This window comes from Neolewinella sp. (assembly GCF_965214665.1).
Taxonomy (GTDB): Bacteria; Bacteroidota; Bacteroidia; order Chitinophagales; family Saprospiraceae; genus Neolewinella.
Genome location: NZ_OZ243970.1, coordinates 4,455,260 through 4,473,307, shown reverse-complemented (window position 1 = coordinate 4,473,307; position 18,048 = coordinate 4,455,260). Strand labels below are relative to the sequence as shown.

Here is an 18,048-nt window from a genome sequence, read left to right as displayed (position 1 = left end):
CCGCCTAGGTGGTTTCAACTTCCAGGGTGGCGGCCTCCACTTCCTCGTCAGCCCCGAAGCGTCCCAGCATACTGCGTACCCCACGGCGGGTTTTGTACAATAACCAGAGCATCACGGGCACCACCACCAGGGTAAGGAAGGTGGCGAAGACCAGACCGTAGATGACCGTCCAGGCCATGGGGCCCCAGATGGCGGTGTTGTCTCCACCGATGAAGAGCCGGCCGTCCCAGTTGGCAATGAAACTGAAGAAGTCGAAGTTGAACCCTACGGCCAGCGGAATCAGTCCGAGGACCGTAGTGATGGCCGTAAGCAGCACCGGACGCAGACGCGTAGCCCCGCCCTCGATGATCGCATCGCGAATCTCACTGAGCTCCAGATCGGCAATCTTGTCCAGCCCCTGCTCCTCCACCTTGTCGCGCATCAGCAGCGTGGTGTAGTCGATGAGTACAATGGCGTTATTGACCACTACCCCGGCCAGCGAGATGATGCCCACGCCGGTGAAGATCACCGAGAAGGTGCCGCCAAAGAAGAAGTAGCCCAGCAGTACCCCGATGGTCGATAGGATCACCGAAGTCAGAATGATAAAGGGCGAGCTAATGCTATTGAACTGTGCTACGATGATGATGAAGATCAGGAAGAGCGCAAACACAAAGGCCCCGAGCAGGAAGCCCACGTCCTCCTGCTGCTGCTGCTGCTCCCCGGTAAATTCGTAACTGAAGCCCTGCGGAAAGTCGTAGGCCTGGAGCGCGGCGTCAATCTCGGGGATGATGTCGTTGGCTACGTAGCCGTCCAGGACGTTGGAGCTGATGGTGATCACCCGGTCCAGGTCCTTGCGCTTGATGGAGCTGTAGGTACTGGTGTACTGTACACTAGCTACCGTGCTGATCGGCACCTGGGTGATGCGTCCGCTAGCCGGGTCGCGGAAGGTGATGCGCTGATTGAGCAGATTGTCCACGTTGTTGCGGTCCGCCTCGTCCAGGCGGATGTAGATCGGATACTCGTCTTCCCCGAGCTTGTATTTACTGATCTCCCTTCCGTACACGGAGGTGCGCAGGGCACTGGCGATCTGAAAGGTGGATAGGCCGTAGCGGCGGGCGGCCTCCCGATTCACCTGTACCAACAGTTCGGGCTTTCCAATTTTGATGTCGGCGCTGAGCTGCTCGATGCCGGGGATGCCCTGGGTGTTGATGTAGTTAGTCACCTGGTCGCCTAGGGTGACCAGGCGGTCGATGTCCTCCCCACTGATCTCCAGATTGATGGGCTTACCGGTAGCCGGGCCGTTGGCATTCTGGTCTACACTGACCTTTACCCCGGGCAGACCGCGCACGACCTGGCGCATCTCCTCCATCACCTGACGGGTACTGACCCCGCCCCGTTCGCGGTAGGGTACGAAACTGACGGTGATACGGGCTTTATTGGGGGTGAAGCCGGGCTCCGGTGGCGCATTGGGGTCGGAGGTATTTTCGCCGATCTGGGTCAGCACCGCCTCTACCACATTGTCGTAAGGCTTGAGCATGTTGAGGATACGATCCTCCAGAATCTTCGTGGTCTCATTGGTCGCCTCAATGTCGGCACCCAGCGGCAGCTCCACGAACGCATTTACGTAAAGGGGGTCGGCTTCGGGAAAGAAAACGATCTTCGGCGGAAAGGCCACCGTCAGGGCTACGGAGAGGACCAGCAGACCCACCGTACCGAAAATCATCGTCTTACTGTACCGGAGGGCAAAACCGATGAAGCGATTATACCTCGTTTCCAGCCAGGGCAGGAACTGGTCCTGAAACACAAAGGAGGCCGGCCGCAGCAGGAAGAAATACACCAGGGTGACGAGCGCGCTGACCAGCATCAGGTTAAATACCCAGGTGACCCCGGCCACCAGTCCGAGCAGCCCGATGACCATCAGTCCTCCGGCGGTAAGCAGGGTATTGCGCACCTTACGCCGCCGCCCCTGCCGCGTCTCGGCCCGCTTGTCGACCCGCATGAGGCGACTGGCCAGCACGGGGTTGATGACCAGGGCTACGATCAGGGAGGAGGTGAGGACCAGGATCAGCGTAATGGGGAAGTACTTCATGAATTCCCCCACAATACCCGGCCAGATGGCCAGAGGCATGAAGGCCGCTAGCGTCGTCGCCGTCGAAGCGATGATGGGCCAGGCCACCTCGCCCGCCCCGAATTTGGCCGCCCGGTCCGATACCTCCCCGAGCTGCATGTAACGGTAGATATTCTCCACAATCACGATGCCGTTATCTACCAGTAGCCCCAGGGCCAGGATGAGGGCGAAGAGCACTACGATGTTCAGCGTCACGCCGGTGAGCCAGATCCAGAGGATGCCCATCAGCATCGACAGCGGAATGGCAATCCCCACGAAGAGGGCGTTGCGCAGGCCCAGGAAGAAGAGGAGGACCACTACCACCAAGATCACCCCGGAAATGATGCTGTTCTCCAGGTTGTCTACCTCACTGCGGGTGTTGTCTGACTGGTCGTTGAAGTAGGTGATGCTCAGGTCGTCCGGCAGGCGGGTCTGTACCTCGTTGATCTTGGCGAACAACTCGTCCGAGGTGCTAAGCAGGTTCTCGCCCGAGCGCTTGATGATGTCCAGACTGATCACCGGTAGGCCATCGGCCCGGGCGATACTCTTGGGATCTTCGTAGCCGAAGGTCACGTCGGCTACGTCGCGCAGGTACACCAGGCGCTGGTTCTCGTTCTTGATGATGGTGCCGGCCAGCTCCTCGGCGTCGTTGAACTCACCCACGACGCGGATGGCCCGCCGCACGCCATTGTTGATGATCTCGCCCCCGGAAAGCGTCAGGTTTTCACCGGCGATGGCGTTCTCGATGTCCTGAAAGCTGATTTGCAATGACTCCATCTTGCGCACGTCCACGGCAATCTCGATCTCGCGCTCCTGCACCCCCTTGAGGTTTACAGCACTTACGCCGTCGACCTCCTCCAGCTCGTCCTGCATCAGCTCGGCGTAGCGGCGCAGCTCCTCGGGCGGAAAGTCACCGCTCATATTGACCGTGACGATGGGAAACTTCGACAGGTTGATCTCCTGTACCACCGGGTCAGTGTCTAGGTCGGTGGGGAGCTCGGCCTTAGCCAGGTCCACCGCATCCTTCACCCGGCGCAGGGCGTCGTCAAAGTCCTCGTCGGAGTTAAACTCCACGGTGATGACGCTGAAATCCTGGATGCTGGTCGAACGGATCACCTTCACCCCGTCCACGCCCTGTAGCTCCTTCTCCAGGGGCCGGGTCACAAGGCTCTCGATGTCGGCGGCCGAGTTGCCGAAGTAGGGGGTGTTGATGTACACCTGCGGTAGCTCCACCTCCGGGAACTGCTCCTTGGGTACCTGCTCGTAGGCGTAGAGCCCGAAGATCAGGATCATGATCGCCAGCAGGAAGACACTGGTGCCGTTGTCGACCGCGAGGTTGGTGAGCCCGAAGGTTCTTTTCTGTGGATTAGCCATTGGTCGCGGTGGGTTGAAGGGGTGATTGGCTCAGGGCGATGGGCTGTCCGTCGGTGAGCCCCCGCCCACCGGTGGTGATGATGCGGTCACCGGGTTTCAGTCCGCTTTCGATTACGGCCTGGTTGTTGAAGCTTGGGCCGGTTTGGACGTAAGTTTTGCGGGCCACCAATTCACCCTCCTCCCCATCTTCGGCGGTAAATACGTAGCGCTGCCCGTCCACATCCTGCTGAATTTGGTCCTGGCTCACTACGATCAGGTCGGCGGCCTCGAAGTCCTGCACCTCTACCTCGGCTAGTAGATTGGCCTTCAATTGGTTCATGTACTGCCGCGGCACGTCGATCTCGATCTCAAAGGTGCGGTTAGCGGGGTCCACCGTGCGGCCGATACGGCTGATCGGGGCGTCGAACTCCAGGCCCAGGGCCGGCACCCGCACGTGCACCTGCTGGCGCAGTTTGACCTTGGTGAGCAGGTCTTCGGAGGCGTCGGCTACGATGTCCAGGTCGTTGGTGCTAATGATGGACAGGATCGGCGCGCCGGGCAGGGCGGCCTCGCCGGTGCGTAGCATCACGCTTTCTACGGTGCCGGTGAGGGGGGCATAGACGTTGCGCTTATTGGCCTGTACGTCGATGGCTTTGATTTGCTGCTGAATGCGCTCGTAGTTGTTCTTCGCCTGCAGGTACTGGATCTCGGAGCCGATGTTCTGTTCCCACAGCTTCTCCTGTCGCTCGTATACGGTCTTTGCCAGCCCGGCGGCGGTTTCGAGCTCGGCGCGCTGGGTTTCGGTGCCCTCTACGTCGAGGGTGGCCACAAGCTGTCCCTTCCGGATGGCATCTCCCTCCTCGAAGTTCATGCGCAGGATGCGGCCGGGTATTTCCGGAGTGGCCATCGCCGTTTCGGAAGCGCGTACGGTTGCCTGCACTTCGGCAAAGTTGGTGAAGCTACTGGGCTCCACGGTCTCGTAGGCAACCAGGGTAGCGTTGGGGGCAAAGCTGGGGTCTACCTCGGCGAGTTTGAGCTCCAGGTCCTCCACCTCCTTGGTGAGGGTACGAAGTTCGGCGCGGCGGTCCCTGAGGGCCTGTTGGATCTCCTCAGACGTCTCCGGCACGGCGTCATCGGGGGCGCGGCCGCAGGTGCAAAGGAGGAGGAGCAGGAGCGAGGCGGATAGGATGCGGTTCATGGAGGTGCGGGTTGCGAGTTGCGGGGGTGGGTTAGCGACCGAGGGCGAGGTAGAGGTTTTCTTTGGCGACCAGGGTGTCGTAGAGGGCATTGAGGTAGTTGGCCTGGGCCTCGTAGAGTTGCTGCTCGGCCTGTACGGTCTCGATGCTGCTGCCCACCCCTTCTTTGTACTTGATCTGAGTGACGTCGTAGATACGCTGGGCCAGGTCGAGGTTTTCGCGGTTGTCGTTGAGGCGTTCGCGGGCGGTGTTGAAGGTGCCGCGGGCGTTAAGTACTTCGAGGGCGATGCTGCGGCGCAGGTCGTCGCGCTGATTTACCACTTTCTCCTTAGCGAGGCGGGCGCGCTGTAGGCGGGCACTGCGCCCCCCGAAGTCGTAGATGGGGATGAAGGCGGAGACACCCACCAGTACCGTCGGCGCCCAGAAGCCGTCACTGAGGTTATCGCCCTGGTACTGGTACTGGGCGGCGGCCGTAGCATCCAGGCGGGGTAGGTAGGCGGCACGTTGCAGATCGACGTTCAGATCCTGGAGCACGAGGGCTTCATCCAGCACCCGGAGCTCACTGCGCTGCTGGTAGGGGATGTCTGCGGTGAGGGCCGCCTCTTCGACCCCGATCTCAAGCTGGTCCAGGTCGTCGGCGACCGCGAGCTCCTGATCTTCCGGGTAGTTGAGGGTAAACTTGAGGGCGCGTAGGGCATTTTCGCGCTGCTGTTCTACGTCGGCGCGGTTGGCGCGTAGGTTGCGCAGGCTAAGTTGGAGGCGATCTACGTCGAGCTGCTCCACGAAGCCTGCTTCGTACTGGGCCTCGGTCTCGCGCAGCAGACTTTCGAGGTTAGCGATGTTGCGGTCTAGGATCTGTACGTTGGTAGACAGCAGTAAGACGGGAAAGTAACTCTGGGTAACCTGGCTGCGGATTTGCCGCTGGGCATCCTCGAGTTGTAAGTTAAAGTAGCTACGACTGGCCTTGGCCGCGCGTAGCCCTACGAAAAAAGAGCCATCAAAGAGCATACTGCTCAGGCTCAGTCCCCCCGTAAAATTGTTTTTGCGCTGAAACGCAATGGAGGTGGGGGCGTTGGGGTCGCCGTTGGCGAAGGCCTCCGGCAGGGGCAGCACGGGCACCTTAAGGTAGTGGGTGAAGTCTAGGCTGGCGTTGAACTGTGGCAGACCCGTGCTGAGCCGTTCGCGCACGTTTTGCTCCGCATCGAGGATGTCGACGCGGGCGTTGCGAATGGTATTGGAGTTGAGTACGGCAAAGTTGACGGCATCCTCCAGCGAGTAGCTCGCGGTGGTGGCAGTTTCCTGCGCCATCAGCCCTCCGTAGAAAAACAAGCCGAGGATGAGGAGTGAGATTCGCATGGTGCGTATACTTAGGGGAGGTCTTCTTGCTTGAGGTAGTAGTCTAGCCGGTCGCGGCCAAACTGATTGACGATACCGTTGAAGTGGTAGGTGCTGTGCTGGCGCAGGATCTCGGAGAGCGGACGGTCCTGGGCCGGGAACACCCCCCGGTCGATGACCATCATCGTCATCCCCACATAGAGGTTAGCGATCACCTCGGCGTCGATGTCGTCCCGGTACAGCCCCTCCTCCATGCCCCGTTCCAGATTAGCCCTCACCCCCTTATGAAATTCATGCTGGTGGGCCTTCACCTGGGTATGCCAGATGTCCGGGTAGTACTTGCGCAGGTCACGCATGGCCGTAGGAGACACCTTACGCATCTCGCGGATGAAGTAGCGACTATTGCGCAGAAACTCATCAATGGCATCGGCCGCCTCGTGCCGGTTATCTACCATGATGCAAAGGTCCTGACGGGTATCCTCCTCCAGCACTAGTTGCACCAGTTCTTCTTTATTCTCTACGGTCTGGTAGAGTGTCTTCTTAGAGATGCCGAGCTCGCGGGCGATATCATCCATACTCACACTCCGAATACCAATGCGCATAAAAAGCTCGCCGGCCTTCTCGATCAGTTTCTGTCTCTCCTTGGTGTCGATCACGCCGCAAAGAACGGTGGAAACTTTGAATAGTTCTAAAGTTTTCTAGGTTTTTTGTTGTTTGCTCATGTTGTTGCGTTAGTGCGTTGTTGAGTTGTTGGGTTGAAGGGAATGCTCGCTTCGCTCGTGATTTGGGTTGTTGAGTTGTTGGGTTGTTGCGTTGAAGGGGATGCTCGCTTCGCTCGTTTGGGTCGTACTTTTCACGTTCGCTGCACCTGCGACCCTGCCCCCATGTCACACCTACCACACCTATCTCACCTCCAACGACGGCCCCGCAACAACGCAATAACCCAACAACTCACTATGAACCCCAAGACCCTCCGCAACCGCCTTTCCCCCGCTGGTGATCCCACGCAGGAGGGTGACTTTGGTCTAGGAGACAAGGTGGCCCGCCAGCCTGGCACCCGCCTGATCAACGCCGACGGAAGTTTTAATGTTACCCGTAGCGGACAATCGCTTTTTGCCCCCTATAAGAACCTGGTGGAGATGAGCTGGCCGCGGTTTATCGGGCTGACGGTGCTGGTGTATACAATGTGTAACCTGCTCTTTGCGGCGGGTTTTTACCTGATCGGACCGGAGCAGCTTTCGGGCATCGAGGGCTGGAGTGCCTTCGATAAATTTTTAGGCTGCTTTTACTTTAGCGTGCAGACCTTCACGACGGTGGGCTACGGCAGCATCGCCCCGGACTCAGTACCTGCCAACGCCCTGGCCGCCCTGCTGGCGCTCTTCGGTTGGGTAGCGCTCGCGCTGGTGACGGGGCTGTTTTTCGCTCGCTTCTCGCGACCGACGCGGATGATCCTGTTTTCGGAAAAGGCCATCGTAGCTCCCTTCCGGGACGGACTAAAGAGTTTGCAGTTCCGCATTGTCAACAAGCGCGATACCAGTCTGATCAACGTGCAGGCGCGGGTGGTGCTGACCTGGCTGGAGGAGACGGAGCGGGGGCTCAACCGCAAGTTTCATCCTCTGGAGTTGGAACGCGAGTTCGTGCCGCTCTTCCCCCTCAACTGGACGATCGTACACCCCATTACCGCGGAGAGCCCCATGCACGGCTGGACGCGCGACGACTACTGCCGCCGCTACTCCGAGCTGCTGGTGGCCGTAGATGCCTACGATCAGACCTTCGCCCAGCAGGTGCACATCAATAAGAGCTACACCTACGAAGAATTAGGCTGGAACCTGCGCTTTCGGCCCATGTACGAGGAGCGCGAGCACCTTACGGAGCTATTCATCGACCGCATCAGCAGCACCGATGCCTACGAGGAGGAGTAAACCCTGGTCGATGAGGCGCTCGACCGTCGCGGCGGGCTGCCTGCTGAAGGTACCCTGCGCCCGGTTGGCGAGCAGCGCCGATAGGGAGGCCGAGCGGTGCCCCAGGGCGGTAGCCAGACCGTAGATGCCGGCCGTTTCCATCTCGATGTTGGTGATACGTAGATCGTCGTGCCGGAACTCCCGCAGCGCCGTGAGCAACCGGGGGGACATTCCGCTCGGCAGACGCAGGCTTCGTCCCTGGGGCGCATAAAAACCGGCGGCGGTGAGGGTGATGCCGCGGGCCATAGCCGGGATCAATGACCAATCCAGTATCGGTAGCCGGGGCCGGGCAAGCAGGGGTGGCACGGGTAGGTGGGTACCCGCCCGGTCAAGGTGCTTTACCAGTGCGACCGTCAGCGGATCGGGCGCATCGGGCGGGGGATAGAAAGCGAGTAGTCCGTCCAGTCCAAGCGCCGTTTCGGAGAGTAGAAAGCTATCCAGCGGCAGGTCAGGCTGAAATGAGCCACTGGTGCCTAACCGTAGAAAGGTAAGCTCGGTAAACTCATTACGTATCTCCCGGCGGCCCAGGTCGATATTGAACAGGGCATCGAGCTCGTTTAGGACTATATCGACATTATCCGTACCGATGCCGGTAGAGATCACAGTGAGCCGCCGGCCACCGAGCTCCCCGGTATGAGTAACGAACTCCCGCGCCTCCACCCGCAACTCGACACGGTCAAAACGCCGGCTCACCTGGGCCACCCGTTCGGGATCACCCACGGTGATGATGGTCTCAGCTACCTGTCCGGGCAGCAGATCGAGGTGGTAAACGGCGCCGTTGGGTCGGAGGATCAGTTCCGAGGCCGGGATCACGCCGCCTGGCTCAGCTCGCTGACCTCCTGCTTGAGGCGGTCTTCCTGAATGTCGCCGCGCCAGTAGTCGCTGACGGCCTCGCCCTTATTGACCACGATGGCCTGGGGGCTCTTGTGCTCCACGCCGAGCCGCTCGGCAATCTCGGTGGAGAGCTCCTTAGCGTACTGGATCACGAGGCCGTAGATTTCCAGGTCGTGCTTGGCCTCCGAGATTTGCACCTGCGCCCGCGCCGAGAAGGGGCAGCTGTTGCTGTGCTTGAAAATGACGATAGGTTGATCCTGGGAGGCGGCCAGGGCGGCATCCAGATCGGCGGAGGTGGTCATGGTGTGGAACATGCCGGGGTAACGCCGGGTGGCGGGGTCGGTTCGTTTGCTAGAAGCGAAAGGCTAGGTTGGCCTGTAGACGTACCTTGGGGCGGGGCCGCGGGTGCGGTGCTAATCATACGCTTATCCCGCCACCATGAAACCACCCCGCCGCTTCCAACGCTCCCAGGCCCGCAACTCCGCCCCCCCACCGGGCCTGGAGCGGGCCAGTGAGGAGATCGTGGGCATGCGCCTCAACAAGTACATTGCCCACAGCGGGGTGGCCAGCCGGCGGGTGGCGGGCGATATGGTCAAGGCCGGTAAGGTGAAGGTGAACGGGGAGCTGCTCGACAACCCGGCCTACCAGATCCGGGAGGGCGACGTGGTGGAGTACGAGGGTAAGGTGGTAGCTCCCTCGGAGCGCTTCTTCTACATCCTACTCAACAAACCGCGCAACGTCATCACCACCACCGACGACGAGCACGATCGGACCACCGTCATGGACCTGCTCGACGAGCCCGCCCTGGCCAGGGTGCGCCTCTTTCCCGTCGGCCGGCTGGACCGCGACACCACCGGGCTACTCCTCATCACCAACGACGGCGACGTGACCACCCGCCTGACCCACCCCCGCTTCGAGACCAGCAAGATCTACGAGGCTACCCTCGCCAGGCCCTTCTCGGAGCTCGATCTGGCCAAACTACAGGCCGGCCTCGACCTCGACGACGGCCCCTTCCAGGTCGACTGGGCCCGCTACGCCAAACCCAACGACCCACTTACGGTCACCCTACAGATCCACAGCGGCCGCAACCGCATCGTGCGCCGGGCCTTCGAGCACCTGGGCTACACCGTCGAGCGCCTCGACCGCACCTACCTGGCCGGACTGACGAAGAAGAACCTGCCGCGGGGGTTCTACCGCTTTTTATCGGAGGAGGAGGTGCGGCGGTTGAAGTACTTTACTCCTTGACCATTAGCAGAATGAGGCCGGCCAGCATTTTAAAACCGATCTCCAGGAAGGTCGGCTCAGAGTTGGGGCTTAGAGTTGACGTAAATCCACGGGAGTGCAAGGTAAGCAGGGAGGAATGTAGTATATTTACCACAAATTGTAGGAATCATCGCCTTCCCCCCCGAGAAAAAGGTTGTCTACACCCACGAGCAGGCCCTGGAGGCCCTGCAGCACTACTGTGCCTACCAGGACCGTTGCCATAAGGAGGCGCGCGAAAAGCTGCACGAGCTAGGGTACTACGGCGAGGCGGCCGAGCTGGTGATTGTGGAGTTGATCAAGGAGAAGTACTTGGACGAGGAGCGGTTCGCCCGCAGCTACGCCCGCGGCAAGTTTAAAATGAAGCGGTGGGGCCGGTACAAGATTCGCGACGGGCTCAAGAAGCGGCAACTCAGCGCCTACTGCATCAAGAAGGGGCTTAGCGAGATCGACGAGGAAGAATATTACACCACGATGTGTAATGAGCTGCTGCGGCGCAACGAAGCGGAGAAGGCCGGTCAGCACCCTTACCTACGGCGACGGGCGCTGGCTGACTATATGTTTAAGCGGGGGTACGAGAACGGGCTGGTGTGGGAGGCGATCAATGAGTTGGGTCTGTGACCCACCAAAACCCCACCAAAACTCATCTGTTCTCCTAGCAGAACCCTTCGCTCCATGTCCGTATCCCGTTACCGCATCTTTGTCTTCGTGCTAGCCTGCTGCCTGGGCCTGGCCTCCTGTGGCAACGAGCGGCTGGAAAGCACCTTCCAGCCTACTCCCTCGGCCTTCGGGCAGATCAATAGCCTGGTCGTGGTGGCCGATAGCAGCACCTGGAAGGCGGGGGCCGGCGACTCGGTGGCCTATTTCTTCGAGGCCCCGTATATCCTCCTCCCCCAGCCCGAACCGATCTTTGACGTACGCTTCATCGAGCCCAGCCGCATCGTGGCCGAGCCCACCTGGGGGCAACTGCGCAATTACGTGGTGTTGGCCGACCTGAGCGACACGGATAGCCCCACCACCCAGATGGTGCTGCAGGACTTGAGCGACGAGAAGATTCAGCAGGTACGCAGCGAGGGTTTTGGCACGGCGGTAGCCAAGAATAAGTGGGCTACGGGCCAGCAACTGGTGTACATCCTGGGCAAGAACCACGATGAGCTGCTGACCGGTATGAGCAACGTCTATCCCGGCGTGGTGCGCCGCCTACAGCAGAGCGAGGACGAGCGGATGCGGGTCACCACCTACTTTGAGGGGGTCAACCGGCGGCTGGGTGATACGGTGCAGCAACTAGCGGGTGCCAACCTGGAGATACCGGGGGGATACGTGCGGGTACCGCTGGATGCAGACAGCGTGGTGTGGCTGCGCAAGGAGGTGCAGGGCGCAAGTCTGAATATCATGGTCACCAAGGTCCCCTACCGGAGCCAGGCCCAGCTGAGTAAGGAAGGGCTCAAGGAGATCCGCAACCGCATTGGCCGCGAGTACGTCAGCTCGACCACCAATAACACCTACATGCAGATCAACGATACGGACCTGCCGCTCTTCACCGAGGCTACGGAGCTCAACGGCACCTACGCCATCGAGGGCCGCGGCATCTGGGAGATTGAAAACGACTTCCTGGCCGGCCCCTTCGTCTCCTACCTGCTCAACGATACGACCAGCAACGAGCTGGTGCTCGTCGATGGTTTCGTCTACGCCCCCGGCCGCAAGAAGCGTGACCTGATGGAGGAGGTCGTGCAGGTGATCCGTACGGCGACCGTCAACTGAGGCGGCATCATCGGGTAGAGTGGCTGTACCATACCCGTAAGGGTGAAAACGTGGCTTGGGAAAAGCACCACCCAGGCACCCCAGAGCAGGTTGTAGGCGGCGGCGGCGAGGAGAACGGGGCCGCGCCAGTCGGTGGGCAGAGACATAGGTGGCACAACGGGCTAGCGGGCTACTTGGTTCCGCTACGTAATCGGCCGCTACGTGGTTCGGACAATTGCTAGCTTTGTCGGCCCTCGCCTCCCCAAGTGCTTTGCCCATGAGATTTCTGTTATTCGTTCTCCTCCTGGCCGCCTGGTCTGCCGTCACCGCCCAGCACCGGCAGGGCGACGTGGTGATCGATGGGCGGTCAAGCCTGCGGGTCGATGCCCCCGAAGACGACTTTTACTTCAAGGGGGGAGGGTTTCTGTTCGATCGGCTACTCCTGGGCGTGATTACACGTGCGGATAACGAGCGATTATTCAATACCCGCAATAATGGCAGACTGCGCGGCGACTTGTTCGGTCGCTACTACTTCGGGGAGCGGAGCGGATTCATTCCCTACGTAGAGCTCGGCGTGGGGGCGGTAGCCGATAGCGGCAGCTACTTAGCTCTACAGCCTATGGTGGGCGCGGAATACCGGTTTTCGCCGGGGGTGTTTGGACGGGTATCGCTGGGCTATGCATACAGTTCACGCAGCCAGGCCGTCACCCTAGAGGTGGGCAGTCTAATCTCACTGAGTGGCTGGTCGAACAAGGAGCGCATCCCCGAGCGCCTGGAAGAAGGCCAGTGGGTGTTGAACGGGCACCTGGCTTCCCTTTCGCTGTCAGAAGATGGGGATGACGTTTACGGGCTCTACGGCTGGGCACAGGTGGAGGTGGATCGCGTGCTGCGGCCGTACCTGCTTGTCGGAGTTGATCTGCGCTATCTGCGTACGACCTACTTATACGATCCACAACTAGAGCCCGCTGATTCTGCATCGGTGACGGGGGCCCTGGAGGCGAAATACCTGGTTCCCGTGCGGAATAATTTTGTGGATCCATACGCCGGCCTAGGTATTCTATACGGTGTTTCGCAGCGAGTTTCCGGCACAGATCCGGACCGTACCCCCTCGTGGGAAACCATCAAAATCACCCCCTACCTCGCCACCGGGGTATACTTTCACCTCACCGAGCGCATCATCCTTAACAGTGCCGTGAATCGGTACTTGCGGGACTACTCCCCGATCGAGGGCAAGTGGCGCATTGAGATTGGACTAGCGCTGCGTGTGGGGTAAGTTCCTTGAAGCCTTGCACCTGCGCCCCCGCCCCCTATCTTGAGTGGATGAATACGGAAACCCTGAGCTACCCCATCGGAAGATTTGCCCTGCCGGAGACCGGAGATGCGGCCCTACGCCTGCGCGTGGTCAAGGAAATCGGTGCGCTGCCCGAGCAGCTGGAGTGGGTGGCCCGTAGCCTTCACGAAAGGCAACTGCTGGACGTCAGCTACCGCCCCGGGGGTTGGACGGCTCAGCAGGTGATCCACCACCTGGCCGATAGTCACCTGCATGCGTACCGCCGGTGCAAGGTGACGCTGGTCGAGGACCACCCTACCCTGGTACCCTACGACGAGGTGCGCTGGGCGGAGCTGCCGGACGTGCAGGCCGTGCCGGTGCAGGCAAGTCTAGATATTCTGCGGGGTCTGCACCTGCGCTGGGCGGTGCTGCTGGCCCAGTGTACGGAGGCGCAGTGGGCGCGCACAGCCTACCATCCGGGCAGTGGCATCACCTACCAGCTGGATACGCTGGCGGCCCACTATGCCTGGCACGGGCGGCACCACTTGGGGCACTTGCAGCTGATTTGACTAATTTATCCTACAGCCGGCTCAGCCTGCTGTTTTTAGCACTTGCCGTGTTCGCCCTGAGTGGGTGTACTGATGATGGCGATGGTAACCAATAGTCGCTCAGCAGGGCGGTGATACCAACGTAGAAGCGCCCGTTCCTAGTGGGAACGGGCGCTTTTCGTTTATCCCGAGTACAGCACCCCCATAGCAATCCGATCCCCAAACGCCCGAGTACCGATTTGCTCTCGGGGCCGAAGATCCTCGGTGCCCACTCCGGAGGCGAGTGCCGTACTTACCGCCCGGCGAATATCGATAGCCTCATCCCGTAACTCCAGGTGATCGAGCAGCATGGCGGCGGAAAGAATGGCGGCTACCGGATTAGCCCGATCCTGCCCCGCCCCCTCCGGCCAGGAGCCGTGGATGGGCTCAAACATGCCCACCGTAGCGCCGACACTGCTGGATGGCAGCAGGCCCAGGGAGCCGGCCAGTACGCTGGAGGCGTCCGACAGAATGTCGCCGAACATATTGCTGGTGACGATCACGTCGAACTGGGCCGGGTTCAGGATGAGTTGCATAGCGGCGTTGTCGACGAACATGAAGTTGAGCTCCACGTCGGTATTTTCCGCAGCGAGCTCGCGGGTAATCTCGCGCCACAGCCGGCTGGACTCCATCACGTTGGCCTTGTCGACTAAGGTGAGTTTGCCGCGGCGGGCGCGGGCCTCGGCAAATCCCATTTTCACAATACGCTCGATCTCGTGGCGGTGGTAGGTGCAGGTGTCGTAGGCGGTGTTACCGTCGTTAAGTCGACCCTTCTCCCCGAAGTAAATGCCACCGGTGAGCTCGCGCACGATGAGCATATCCACCCCCTTGATCCGTTCGGGACGCAGCGGGCTCAGGTCGACGAGCTCAGCGTAGCTGGCTACCGGCCGTAGGTTGGCGTACAGGCCGAGCTCCTTGCGCAGGCGGAGCAACCCCTGTTCGGGGCGCACCTTCGCCGAGGGGTCGTTGTCGAAGCGGGGGTGACCGATAGCCCCGAACAGCAGGGCGTCGGAATCTTTGCAGAGCTGCAGGGTGGTATCCGGTAGCGGATGGCCGGTCTCGTCGATGGCTACGGCACCTACGGGGGCGTAGGTATACGCGAAAGTGTGGCCGAACTTAGTGGCTACGGCATCGAGTACTTTGGTGGCCTCAGCGGTGACTTCGGGGCCGATGCCGTCACCGGGTAGGACGGCTAGGTTGAATTGAGGCATGTAAGCTATAGATATGGATTATCTTCCTGTCTTGTGCCGTACAGGCCTATAACAGTAAGAGCGGAGTCGGAAAAAGTGTAGTAAACGTAGTGTGATTTTTTAATCAAAGCATACCGTACGAGCACCTCGTTACCTACCTGCCTCCCAGATTCAGGATATCTACTTAGTGTATCCAACCGTTCCAGCACCATTGCATAAAAAGTGCTCGCAGTGCGTTCGCTAAAATTTGCGAGGAAGTAATGAAGCGATTGATCAAGTTGATCCTCCGCCTCAGTTTTCCATTCGATAACTAGAGCCACTTGCGGTATTTCTCCATGACTACTTCGTGAGAGATGGCTTCTCCTTTACCGTTGTGAATATCCACCGCAGCTTTAATCATGCGTTGCCGCTCGCTTTCGGGAAGGGTATCCCAGTGACTCTCGCCATCAGCATCTACCGTATCGTGAAGCAATGCGCTGATGTACTCTAGCACCTTGGTATCCTGAGTGTTGATAATCCTATCAATGATGTCCAATTGAAGTTCGGCGATCGACATAAGCGATGGTTTATACGGTAAACGGTGCGCTGGCTTAGCTAGTTGCTGAGCGAAAAATCCACCCGCCCGGCCTCGAAGGCGTCGATCTTCTCCCCCTGGCTCAGCAAAAAGTCGATGTCGTCGTAGCCGTTGATGAGGCACGTCTTCTTGTACTCGTCGATGGCAAAGCCAGTCACGGTGCCGGTCTGCTCGTTGGTAAAAGTCTGCTGCTCCAGATTGACCGTGAAGCGGGCGGCGCGATTGGCCTCGATGGTGCGAAATACTTCATCCAGCACCTCGGCACTCACCGTCACCGGCAGCAACCCATTGTTGAGGGCATTGCCGCGGAAGATGTCGGCGAAGTAGCTCGACACCACCGCCCGAAAACCGTAATCGGCGATGGCCCAGGCGGCGTGCTCGCGGCTCGAACCGCAGCCAAAATTGGCCCCCGCTACCAGGATCTCTCCGCTGTACGCAGGATTATTCAGCACGAAGTCCTCCTTGGGGTGATTCATCTTGTCGTAGCGCCAGTCGCGGAACAGGTTTTCGCCGAAGCCCTCGCGGGTTGTTGCCTTAAGAAAGCGAGCCGGGATGATCTGGTCGGTGTCGACGTCCTCGATGGGTAGGGGGACGGCGGTGGAGGTTAGGGTTTTGAAGGGGGTCATTTGGATTTACCATTTACAATTTACCAAGTGCCATTTACAATTGGCGGACGTGGTAATTTGAGATGTAAAATTGATTATTTAATATCTAGCTACCGCACGTTGGAGGTTTGCATATCTACCTAGCCGTTAATTAGGCAGCTTTCTCCTCCTTTGCAGTTAGCTTTTTAGTAGTGGCAATGAAAATCGCGATCAGCTGCGATGCTTCTTCGAGCAAAGGTTCTACGCGACTAGGTTCCACATACTTCATGTGATAGATGTAGCGAAGTTCCGCTCTCGATTCGCGCAGTTCCTTCAGGAGCACTTTGAGCTTGTGCAGAAAGTCCCGTCTAGATTCAGCCGATCTTGCCTCTGGGTAGTGAAAGCCAGCGTGGGTACCTGCCCTCAGTAACTGATCCGCAACGTGTTTAGCATCATAATACTTCTGCACTGGCAAGGCTCTACAGAGCATCGTACAACGAACGCCAAACCTCACCAACCGTATTTCCAATTCATCCGCATTCATATCAGTTTTCTCTAAGTACGGGGTGAAGCTAAAAAATTAATCAGCAAAAACAAACAAATAGTGGTATTTTACACGAGCGCAGCGAGCAGAGCCGCAAATGGTACATTGTAAATAGTAAACGGTAAATCGTAAATTCACTCCCTCACATCCACAATCCGCCCAGCCACCGCCGCCGCAGCCGCCGTCAGCGGACTAGCCAAAATAGTGCGCGCCCCCGGCCCCTGCCGGCCCTCGAAATTGCGGTTGGAAGTACTTACGCAGTAGCGCCCGCTCGGCACCTTATCCTCATTCATACCCAGGCAGGCCGAGCAGCCCGCGCCCCGGAACTCGAAGCCGGCCGCCTCGAAGAGCTTGTCCAGTCCCTCGGCGATGGCCTGCTTCGCTACCTGTTGCGAGCCCGGTACCACGATGCCCGTCACGCCGGGCGCCACCCGTTTGCCCCGCACCTGCGCGCCCGCCAACCTTAAATCTTCAATGCGGGAATTGGTACACGAACCGATAAATACGTAGTCCACGGGCATACCCTCCATGCGCTGCCCCATCTCCAGGCCCATGTACGTCATGGCCTTCTGCATGCTGGCCTCGCCGTGCAGCTCGCTGGGGGCTGGGATGTCGTCCGTCACGCCCATGCCCATACCCGGATTGGTACCGTAGGTGATCATGGGCGGAATATCCTCGGCACGGAAGTGGTACTCCTGGTCAAATACCGCATCGGCATCGGTGGGCAGAGTGCGCCAGTAGTCTACGGCCTGGTCCCAGTCAGCCCCCCGCGGACTGAACTCCCGGCCCTCCAGGTAGTCGAAGGTGGTCTGGTCGGGAGCGATAAGCCCGCCCCGGGCACCCATCTCGATGCTCATATTACAGACCGTCATGCGGCCCTCCATACTCAGTGACTCTACGGCCGAGCCGGCGTACTCCACGAAGTGCCCCGTACCGCCACCGGTGCCCAACTGGGCGATGATGTACAGGATCAGGTCCTTGGCCGTCACGCCGGACTGTAGCTTGCCGTCCACGCTGATGCGCATTTTTTTGGGCTTGCTCATCAGCACGCACTGAGTGGCCATCACCTGCTCGACCTGGCTGGTACCGATACCGAAGGCAATAGCCCCAAAGGCCCCGTGGGTACTGGTGTGGCTATCGCCGCAGACCATCGTGATGCCGGGCCGTGTGATGCCCAGCTCCGGTCCGATCACGTGTACGATGCCTTGGTAAGGGTGGCCGAGACCGTACAGTTCCACACCAAATTCGGCGCAGTTGGTGGTCAGCATCTCCACCTGCTTGCGGCTCAGCGGCTCGGCGATGGGTCTGTGCTGATCCTTGGTGGGTACGTTGTGGTCGGCCGTGGCTACGATGCGGGCCGGCCGGGCTAGGGGGATACCACGCTCGCGCAGTCCGTTGAAGGCCTGCGGGCTCGTCACCTCGTGGATCAGGTGGCGGTCGATGTAAAGCACCTGGTTGCCGCCGGGTACCTGGGTGACTACGTGGGCGTCCCAGACTTTGTCGAATAGGGTAGGCATGAGGGAGAATAAGCTTT

General features: G+C 59.7%; 18 protein-coding genes. 6 read left to right on the top strand and 12 right to left on the bottom strand.

From position 1 onward, the window contains the following. Window positions 1-4 precede the first annotated feature (4 nt). From ACOOHD_RS19195 to ACOOHD_RS19180, 4 genes are read right to left on the bottom strand one after another with little or no spacing between them, the layout of a single operon-like run. A complete protein-coding gene (locus ACOOHD_RS19195) occupies window positions 5-3,460 on the bottom strand; it encodes an efflux RND transporter permease subunit (RefSeq protein WP_420459495.1) in 3,456 nt (1,151 codons plus the stop codon). Further along, complete coding sequence (locus tag ACOOHD_RS19190; protein WP_420459494.1) at window positions 3,453-4,637, bottom strand: efflux RND transporter periplasmic adaptor subunit; 1,185 nt, start codon at window positions 4,635-4,637, stop codon at window positions 3,453-3,455. Before ACOOHD_RS19190 ends, ACOOHD_RS19195 begins: the two co-directional genes overlap by 8 nt. 31 nt (window positions 4,638-4,668) lie before the next feature. Continuing rightward, a complete protein-coding gene (locus tag ACOOHD_RS19185; RefSeq protein WP_420459493.1) occupies window positions 4,669-5,991 on the bottom strand; it encodes a TolC family protein in 1,323 nt (440 codons plus the stop codon). Window positions 5,992-6,002: 11 nt separating this feature from the next. After that, entirely contained in the window at window positions 6,003-6,626 is a 624-nt protein-coding gene (locus ACOOHD_RS19180; RefSeq protein ID WP_420459492.1) for a TetR/AcrR family transcriptional regulator, read from the bottom strand. A 300-nt stretch (window positions 6,627-6,926) separates the two neighbouring features. Between ACOOHD_RS19180 and ACOOHD_RS19175 the strand changes: the two genes are divergently transcribed. Further along, complete coding sequence (locus ACOOHD_RS19175) at window positions 6,927-7,892, top strand: ion channel (RefSeq protein ID WP_420459491.1); 966 nt, start codon at window positions 6,927-6,929, stop codon at window positions 7,890-7,892. Here ACOOHD_RS19175 and ACOOHD_RS19170 read toward each other — a convergent pair. Then, window positions 7,845-8,744 (bottom strand): nucleoside phosphorylase, encoded by a 900-nt coding sequence (locus ACOOHD_RS19170; protein WP_420459490.1) that lies wholly within the window; start codon window positions 8,742-8,744, stop codon window positions 7,845-7,847. The two genes, ACOOHD_RS19175 and ACOOHD_RS19170, sit on opposite strands and share 48 nt — an antisense overlap. After that, the gene (gene ytxJ / locus ACOOHD_RS19165) at window positions 8,741-9,079 is read right to left on the bottom strand and encodes a bacillithiol system redox-active protein YtxJ (RefSeq protein WP_420459489.1); all 339 of its coding nucleotides are present in this window, start codon (window positions 9,077-9,079) and stop codon (window positions 8,741-8,743) included. The genes ACOOHD_RS19170 and ytxJ overlap by 4 nt, the downstream gene beginning before the upstream one ends. A gap of 124 nt (window positions 9,080-9,203) precedes the next feature. Between ytxJ and ACOOHD_RS19160 the strand changes: the two genes are divergently transcribed. The 5 genes from ACOOHD_RS19160 (at window position 9,204) to ACOOHD_RS19140 (ending at window position 13,604) form a co-directional block, all read left to right on the top strand. After that, a complete protein-coding gene (locus tag ACOOHD_RS19160; protein WP_420459488.1) occupies window positions 9,204-10,010 on the top strand; it encodes a pseudouridine synthase in 807 nt (268 codons plus the stop codon). A gap of 303 nt (window positions 10,011-10,313) precedes the next feature. Next, window positions 10,314-10,646, top strand: coding sequence for a regulatory protein RecX (locus tag ACOOHD_RS19155; RefSeq protein ID WP_420459487.1), 333 nt, complete (start codon window positions 10,314-10,316; stop codon window positions 10,644-10,646). A 54-nt stretch (window positions 10,647-10,700) separates the two neighbouring features. Then, complete coding sequence (locus tag ACOOHD_RS19150) at window positions 10,701-11,786, top strand: DUF4837 family protein (protein ID WP_420459486.1); 1,086 nt, start codon at window positions 10,701-10,703, stop codon at window positions 11,784-11,786. Between the two features lie 256 nt (window positions 11,787-12,042). After that, complete coding sequence (locus ACOOHD_RS19145) at window positions 12,043-13,038, top strand: hypothetical protein (RefSeq protein WP_420459485.1); 996 nt, start codon at window positions 12,043-12,045, stop codon at window positions 13,036-13,038. 47 nt (window positions 13,039-13,085) lie between these two features. Continuing rightward, on the top strand, window positions 13,086-13,604 hold the full coding sequence (locus ACOOHD_RS19140) for a YfiT family bacillithiol transferase (RefSeq protein WP_420459484.1): 519 nt from the start codon (window positions 13,086-13,088) through the stop codon (window positions 13,602-13,604). Between the two features lie 161 nt (window positions 13,605-13,765). On the opposite strand, the gene leuB is transcribed toward ACOOHD_RS19140, so the two are convergent. From leuB to leuC, 6 genes are all read right to left on the bottom strand, one after another. Further along, window positions 13,766-14,833, bottom strand: a complete 1,068-nt coding sequence (gene leuB, locus ACOOHD_RS19135; protein WP_420459483.1) for a 3-isopropylmalate dehydrogenase — start codon at window positions 14,831-14,833, stop codon at window positions 13,766-13,768. Between the two features lie 5 nt (window positions 14,834-14,838). Then, on the bottom strand, window positions 14,839-15,132 hold the full coding sequence (locus ACOOHD_RS19130; protein ID WP_420459482.1) for a type II toxin-antitoxin system RelE/ParE family toxin: 294 nt from the start codon (window positions 15,130-15,132) through the stop codon (window positions 14,839-14,841). After that, on the bottom strand, window positions 15,123-15,368 hold the full coding sequence (locus tag ACOOHD_RS19125) for a hypothetical protein (protein ID WP_420459481.1): 246 nt from the start codon (window positions 15,366-15,368) through the stop codon (window positions 15,123-15,125). The genes ACOOHD_RS19130 and ACOOHD_RS19125 overlap by 10 nt, the downstream gene beginning before the upstream one ends. A 38-nt stretch (window positions 15,369-15,406) precedes the next feature. Further along, window positions 15,407-16,012 carry a 3-isopropylmalate dehydratase small subunit gene (gene leuD, locus ACOOHD_RS19120; protein ID WP_420459480.1) on the bottom strand — a complete coding sequence of 202 codons (606 nt, stop codon included), beginning with the start codon at window positions 16,010-16,012 and terminating at the stop codon, window positions 15,407-15,409. 130 nt (window positions 16,013-16,142) lie between these two features. Then, window positions 16,143-16,514: a four helix bundle protein gene (locus tag ACOOHD_RS19115; protein WP_420459479.1), complete on the bottom strand. Its 372-nt coding sequence runs from the start codon at window positions 16,512-16,514 to the stop codon at window positions 16,143-16,145. A 134-nt stretch (window positions 16,515-16,648) separates the two neighbouring features. Then, window positions 16,649-18,031 carry a 3-isopropylmalate dehydratase large subunit gene (gene leuC / locus ACOOHD_RS19110; RefSeq protein WP_420459478.1) on the bottom strand — a complete coding sequence of 461 codons (1,383 nt, stop codon included), beginning with the start codon at window positions 18,029-18,031 and terminating at the stop codon, window positions 16,649-16,651. Window positions 18,032-18,048: the final 17 nt, after the last annotated feature.

Bases quoted from the DNA above. Each gene is read 5' to 3' on its own strand.
- ACOOHD_RS19195 (WP_420459495.1), bottom strand. From the start codon at position 3,460: ATGGCTAATCCACAGAAAAGAACCTTCGGGCTCACCAACCTCGCGGTC.
- ACOOHD_RS19190 (WP_420459494.1), bottom strand. From the start codon at position 4,637: ATGAACCGCATCCTATCCGCCTCGCTCCTGCTCCTCCTCCTTTGCACC.
- ACOOHD_RS19185 (WP_420459493.1), bottom strand. From the start codon at position 5,991: ATGCGAATCTCACTCCTCATCCTCGGCTTGTTTTTCTACGGAGGGCTG.
- ACOOHD_RS19175 (WP_420459491.1), top strand. From the start codon at position 6,927: ATGAACCCCAAGACCCTCCGCAACCGCCTTTCCCCCGCTGGTGATCCC.
- ytxJ (WP_420459489.1), bottom strand. From the start codon at position 9,079: ATGTTCCACACCATGACCACCTCCGCCGATCTGGATGCCGCCCTGGCC.
- ACOOHD_RS19160 (WP_420459488.1), top strand. From the start codon at position 9,204: ATGAAACCACCCCGCCGCTTCCAACGCTCCCAGGCCCGCAACTCCGCC.
- ACOOHD_RS19150 (WP_420459486.1), top strand. From the start codon at position 10,701: ATGTCCGTATCCCGTTACCGCATCTTTGTCTTCGTGCTAGCCTGCTGC.
- ACOOHD_RS19145 (WP_420459485.1), top strand. From the start codon at position 12,043: ATGAGATTTCTGTTATTCGTTCTCCTCCTGGCCGCCTGGTCTGCCGTC.
- ACOOHD_RS19140 (WP_420459484.1), top strand. From the start codon at position 13,086: ATGAATACGGAAACCCTGAGCTACCCCATCGGAAGATTTGCCCTGCCG.
- leuB (WP_420459483.1), bottom strand. From the start codon at position 14,833: ATGCCTCAATTCAACCTAGCCGTCCTACCCGGTGACGGCATCGGCCCC.
- ACOOHD_RS19125 (WP_420459481.1), bottom strand. From the start codon at position 15,368: ATGTCGATCGCCGAACTTCAATTGGACATCATTGATAGGATTATCAAC.
- leuD (WP_420459480.1), bottom strand. From the start codon at position 16,012: ATGACCCCCTTCAAAACCCTAACCTCCACCGCCGTCCCCCTACCCATC.
- ACOOHD_RS19115 (WP_420459479.1), bottom strand. From the start codon at position 16,514: ATGAATGCGGATGAATTGGAAATACGGTTGGTGAGGTTTGGCGTTCGT.
- leuC (WP_420459478.1), bottom strand. From the start codon at position 18,031: ATGCCTACCCTATTCGACAAAGTCTGGGACGCCCACGTAGTCACCCAG.